The 4,792-nt window shown below is 56.1% G+C and carries 5 protein-coding genes; 2 read left to right on the top strand and 3 right to left on the bottom strand.

Annotated features, from left to right (window positions below):
* Positions 1-137 precede the first annotated feature (137 nt).
* Both KRR23_RS28915 and KRR23_RS28910 read right to left on the bottom strand, forming a co-directional pair.
* Positions 138-992, bottom strand: coding sequence for a DUF1460 domain-containing protein (locus KRR23_RS28915; protein WP_216745230.1), 855 nt, complete (start codon positions 990-992; stop codon positions 138-140).
* 88 nt (positions 993-1,080) lie between these two features.
* On the bottom strand, positions 1,081-1,863 hold the full coding sequence (locus tag KRR23_RS28910) for a helix-turn-helix domain-containing protein (RefSeq protein WP_216745229.1): 783 nt from the start codon (positions 1,861-1,863) through the stop codon (positions 1,081-1,083).
* A gap of 119 nt (positions 1,864-1,982) precedes the next feature.
* On the opposite strand from KRR23_RS28910, the gene KRR23_RS28905 reads away from it, so the two are divergent.
* On the top strand, positions 1,983-2,867 hold the full coding sequence (locus KRR23_RS28905; protein WP_216745228.1) for an EamA family transporter: 885 nt from the start codon (positions 1,983-1,985) through the stop codon (positions 2,865-2,867).
* Between the two features lie 148 nt (positions 2,868-3,015).
* Here the strand turns inward: KRR23_RS28905 and KRR23_RS28900 are convergent, their stop codons facing one another.
* On the bottom strand, positions 3,016-3,867 hold the full coding sequence (locus KRR23_RS28900) for a LysR family transcriptional regulator (protein ID WP_216745227.1): 852 nt from the start codon (positions 3,865-3,867) through the stop codon (positions 3,016-3,018).
* A 121-nt stretch (positions 3,868-3,988) separates the two neighbouring features.
* Here KRR23_RS28900 and gstA point away from each other — a divergent pair, with 121 nt between their 5' ends.
* Positions 3,989-4,648, top strand: coding sequence for a glutathione transferase GstA (gstA, locus tag KRR23_RS28895; RefSeq protein ID WP_216745226.1), 660 nt, complete (start codon positions 3,989-3,991; stop codon positions 4,646-4,648).
* The last annotated feature ends 144 nt before the right edge of the window (positions 4,649-4,792 follow it).

Here is a 4,792-nt window from a genome sequence, read left to right as displayed (position 1 = left end):
CCAGCGGGAGCAAGCTCCCTCGCCACAACTGCGGTTGTGCCTGAAACATCGGCTTAAGTGAACAGCATTGCGCACAAGACGGGCTTTGTTGATGTTTGAGGGTGTAGAGGGTACGCACAAGATGGGCGAACCAGAATTCATTGACTCTCTGGCACAGATTGCCGTGCCCGCAACACGACGATCCCTGGGGTCTTCGCGATGTAGTCCTTGAAGGGAGAGTCTACGACTTCCCGGTTCTTTTTCTTCGAAGAGGCATTGCGCAGAACGGGCCCTTCGTCCTTGTTGATAAAGAACCCGGTATGGGTAACGTCGAGGCCGGCGAGTTGGGTGTAGATGCCAACGTAATCGCCAGTCTGCAAACGGCTGATCACATGGTCGTTAACAAACGCGCTGGGGATATAGGTAATCGTGCGCTCGGTCATGGGCACACCCGGCAAGTAAGCGCTGCCATCGGCTTTTCGATTGAGGCGCTTAACCACGGTTACCGCATGAGGGCTGATTTGCGCGGTGACGTCGTCGGCAAGTTTTTGCTCGGCCTGCGACCAGTCGGTGAAGAAGTGCCGGCGATGCAGGAAATCGAGATTGCCGTTCACATAACGCGTCTGAATGAGGTTTTTGAAGAAGTCCGCTTCATTGTTGGACTTTCTCAGCGCTTCGACGTAATCCAGATAGGTGAAACAGTCCAGGCCCCTGAAGTCGACGACCAATGCTTCCGGCGTGGTAGCAGAGCCCTGCAACCTGTTCGCGGAATAGGGCCGTCCCAAAAACTCCCGTGAAATCAGATTGTTCATCTGCCCTATATCTTCGGGATTGATCGCTGAGCGTTCTTTGAGCAGGGCATCCAGTTTGCTGGCGGTATAACCATCCATGTTCAGTGGGGCGTGCCCATTTGCGGAGGCTACGTTCTCCACTGCTTTCGTTTTCTCGACGGGCAGCCCAGTCCCGCACGCTGTCAGCATGGATACCAAAAGAAATACAGCAGACCTGCGCATTCGAGTTTCCATCGTTTTCGGCTGTTACGTCGTAAATGGTAATGTTTATTGATAGGTTTGTGGGGATTTTGAGACTGCCGGGGAAAGTTCAAAGCATTTTTTTAGGGAAATACCGACTGGGTACTTCGCCCAGTACTCGACGGAAAACACTGGTGAAGGCACTCGGGCTGCTATAGCCCAGATCAGTTGCCACCCGCGTAATTGCCTCTCCGTTACCCAAACGCACCACGGCCGCCAACAGACATGCCTGCTGACGCCATTCGACAAAGCTGATACCGGTTTGTTGGCGAAACAGCCGGGTAAATGTACGGCGGCTCATCCCGACTTGCCGGGTCATTTCATCAATTCCGGTTTCCAGCGACGGTTGCTCCAGCAGCTTTCGACAGACGTGCACCAGCCGTGGTTCGCTCGGAAGAGGCGCATTGAGCGATAAGGGCGACATGCCGGCTATTTCGTGGAGCAGCAAGGTCATCAAATGTCCGTCCAGATCTTCCTTGGCATACAGTGCCGGAACGTCCATGGCCCGGATCAGCAGTTGTTTGAGCAATGCCGAGACGCCGAATACCTGGCAGTGCGCAGGCAGACTGAGCCGAGCGGCGGCGCGGTTACGGATGTAGGTATTAAGCATGGTCACCGGTCCGCTCATGCTCATCTCATGGGGGACGCCCGCCGGTACCCAGATAGCTCTTTGTGGGGGCACGACCCAGTTGCCCTGGCGAGTGAATACCGTGATGACGCCACAGGCGGCGTAGGCAAACTGGCCACGTCGGTGCGTATGCAGAGCAAAGTGTTGGCCATCCAGATAGTTATTGGCCGTGACCACTGCATCGCGGGGAGTGTTTTCGTAGGGATCTATTTCAGTTTCGCGCATGGCCCGAATTTAATGATCTATGACCTGATAGTGCAAGCGAGCCATTGCTCCTATTACGCATAGTGGGGCCGTGGTTGGGGCATACAGCCGCCGGCCCGGCATTCTGGAAATAGAACCTCATGCAGAAAAAACACCTGACCTTGGCCGTGTTAGTGACGGCTGTCTGGGGCCTGAACTTTCCCATCACCAAACTGGGTCTGGCGGCTATTGATCCGCTGCTGCTGACGGCTCTTCGCTTTGCGCTGGCGGCGTTGCCGTGGGTGTTTTTTGTCCGGCGGCCGTCGATCGCCATGGGTTGGTTGGCCGCCTATGGATTGATTTTCGGGGTCGCGATGTGGGCGTTGATCAACCTGGGCATCGAACTGGGTGTGCCACCAGGGACCGCTGCCCTGTTGATTCAGTTCAGTGCATTTTTTACTTTGGGTTGGGGGGTGTTGCTGTTTCGCGAGCAATTGAGCCTTGGACAGACTCTTGGGATGGGGCTCGCAGCGCTGGGTTTGATCAGCATTATTTTCAGCAGCCCGGGCCAGGCAACGACAGTGGGTTATGGTTTGTTGCTGGTGAGTGCATTTAGCTGGAGTGTCGGCAACATCATCATCAAACAGTCCAAGGTCCGTGAAATGTTTGCTTTTGTGGTGTGGGCCAGCCTGTTCCCGCCGATCCCCTTACTGGCGCTCACCTGGCTGGCGCACGGTTCCGCTCCGTTTACCTCCTTGGTCGCACACCTTGAATGGGTGTCAGTGTTCTCGCTGTTGTTTCAAGTCTACGCGGCGACGCACTTCAGTTATTGGGGCTGGAATCTATTGCTGCGGGAGTACCCGGTTTCCAGGGTGGCACCGCTGTCTTTGCTGATACCGGTATTTGGCGTCGCAGGCTCGATGCTGATGCTCGGGCATCGGGTTGATTTCAACGAAGGGATTTCGATTGCGTTGATTCTATCGGCGCTCGCAGTGGGGTTGATGAAGGGGCGCGAGCGGGTGCGGATTGCACAGGCGGGTGAATAGGGGCGGGGGAGCTGGCGATGTTTGAACGAGCGCCATGAAAGACAGAACACCGTTTCTGGGCTCCCATTTCGGTAGGTCAGGTGTCTCGACACAATCGCACCTGACGAAAACGTGCCGCTACGAATCTGAGCTAGCCAAGCTCCAGCGCCTACCCCAGTTCATGGCCCAGTAGATCAATCAGATGATCCATGGTGACGCGAACAGCGGGGGAGCGCCGTACGTCAGCATGAACAGACATCCAGATATCCCGCGCTATCGGTTCGTCATCAAGCTCAATCTTGGCCAGCGCCGTGTCTCGATCAGCGAGAAAACAGGGAAGTATCGCCACGCCGATGCCTGCTCGTGCGGCAGCTAGCTGCGTTGCGACATCGCTACTTTGAAGCACGAAGGGGCGCCCATCTGCAAAGCGTTGTATCCAGCGCTGTTGGGGTATTTGATGGAGTGCCTCCTCAAAGCCAATGAATGTCCAGGTCGGTGAGGGCCTCAACGCATACGCCGGGCTGGCATAGAGGCCGAGCTTCATTGAGCCTACCTTGCGAACAATGCGACCGGCTGTTTCAGGTCGTACGAACCCGATGGCGACGTCCGACTCCCCCTTTTCAAGCGAAGCAACACCTGAGGCCGCGCTGAGAATGACCTTGAGTGCCGGGTAGTGCGAGCGCAAGCGGGTAAGACTCGGTGCTATCAATTCACTAGCCAGAATTGGGAGGGCGCTCAGTCTCACGGTCCCTGACAAAGGAGCCGTACCACGTGCATGACGGCCTATCGCATCGGTGATGGCTTCCATTGGCATGGCAATCGCGGCCAGCGCCAAGCCGTCCTCCGTGAGTCGCGATGAGCGTGGCAGACGCTCCACCAGTTTCATCCCGAGAGATGTCTCAAGGGCCGTAATACGTCGGCCCACTGTTGCGTGATCGACGCGTAACTCTTTCCCCGCGGCAGTGAATGAGCCGAGGCGAGCAACGACAACAAAATGGTGCAGATCTTGCCAATTCATCATGAGTGCAATTTCGCACACTTGAGTTGCGCCAGCACGCGTTTTCCGGTTTTTCCCGTAACCCTATAGTCCCTGCATGCATCATCAGGCTTACCGCCCTGTGAGCAAATACGGGAAGACAATCATGATTTTGTTCTACGCGGCTGGGGCCAGTTCCCTCGCTCCTCATATTCTCCTGCGTGAAGCAGGCGCCTCCTTTTCGCTTGAGAAAGTTGATCTGATGAGTAAGCAGTGGTCCGGCGGAGATTACGACCTGATCAATCCGAAGTCGTACGTGCCGACCCTGAAAACAGACGATGGGGCGATCCTGACCGAGTGTGCCGTCATTCTTCAGTACATCTCGGATCAGCACTCGGAGCGCAATCTTCTCCCGGCGCAGGGGCGTTTTGAGCGCTATCGCGCATTGGAATGGCTTGGCTTCATTTCGACTGAGGTACACAAGAACTTCATCACGCCCGAGCGGCATGGCGGGGTCAGCGCAAACTTTCTGGCGAAGACGATCGAAGGGCAGAGCGCGACGCGGCGCTTGGTTTCGCCACGGCTAGCGTATGTCGATCATAAGCTGCGCGAGAGGGATTATCTGATGGGGGACGGGTTTTCCGCCCCTGACGCCTATCTGTTCACAATGCTAACGTGGGCCAAGCGATTAGAAATTGATCTATCGGCATGGGAAAATTTGCAGGCCTATTTCCAAAGGGTCAGTGCAAGGTCGGCAGTGGGCGATGCATTGAAGGTTGAAGGGCCTCCACATTCTTTGCGTCCTTTACATAACGTTTCCCCCTAACCGCTCCCGGCGAGGGCGCTTACGCGCAACGCGCCATGCCTGGCGCACGTATAAAAAAGCTCGCATTTGCGGCAATGCTGTTCACTTAAGCCGATGTTTCAGGCACAACCGCAGTTGTGGCGAGGGAGCTTGCTCCCGCTGGGG

This window comes from Pseudomonas sp. CVAP#3, from assembly GCF_018986375.1.
Lineage (GTDB): Bacteria > Pseudomonadota > Gammaproteobacteria > Pseudomonadales > Pseudomonadaceae > Aquipseudomonas > Aquipseudomonas helvetica.
This window is presented reverse-complemented; position numbering and strand designations above follow the sequence as displayed.